Genomic DNA, 791 nt, shown 5'->3' with positions numbered 1-791 from the left:
GGCCGCGGTGGACCGGCTGATGGTGGCCGGGCTGCTGGGCCCGTCCCGGCTGGCGACCCGCGTCACGGAGCTGGAGTCGGACCGGGGCGTGGTCGTGGACACGGCCGCCGCCGACCTGCGCCGCATCGAGCGGGACCTGCACGACGGGGCGCAGGCCCGGCTCGTCGCCCTCGCCATGGACCTGGGGCTCGCGAAGGAGAAGCTGACCGCCGACCCCGAGGCCGCAGCGAAGATGGTCGACGAGGCCCACGGCGAGGTCAAGGTCGCCCTCCAGGAACTGCGCGACCTGGCACGCGGCATCCACCCGGCCGTCCTCACCGACCGCGGCCTGGACGCCGCCCTCTCCTCCGTCGCCTCCCGCTGCACGGTGCCGGTCAGGGTCGAGGTGGACCTGCCGGGCCGGCCGGTCCCGGCGATCGAGGGCATCGCGTACTTCACCGTCTCCGAGCTGCTCCAGAACGTCAGCAAGCACAGCGGGGCGAGCCGCGCCACGGTCGACGTGTGGCGCGCCGGTCCCCGGCTGATGCTCCAGGTCGGTGACAACGGGCGCGGCGGCGCCGACGCAACCGCCGGGTCCGGCCTCGCGGGGCTCGCCGAGCGGCTCGACGCGCCGGTCGTGACGACCTTCGGCGGCAAGGGCGCCTTCCCCTGGGAGCACCCGCTCTCGCTCCAGTCCTGGCTGGAGGACCGGCACACCACGGACTTCCTGGAGGACGCCGACGTCCTGCTCGTGGTCGGCTCCGTGCTCGGCGAGCTGTCGTCGAACTACCACACGTTCCAGCCGCGCGGCC

General features: G+C 74.7%; 1 protein-coding gene. It reads left to right on the top strand.

Features of this window, described 5'->3' with window-relative positions:
- Positions 1–791, top strand: a 791-nt coding sequence (locus tag E6R62_RS37675; protein WP_240802140.1) for a histidine kinase, incomplete at both ends; no start/stop codon positions are given.

It is taken from the genome of Streptomyces sp. A1136 (assembly GCF_004795055.1).
In the GTDB taxonomy this organism is placed as follows: domain Bacteria; phylum Actinomycetota; class Actinomycetes; order Streptomycetales; family Streptomycetaceae; genus Streptomyces.
Note: the sequence above shows the minus strand (reverse complement) of the source record. Positions and strands in the feature narration are given on the sequence as shown.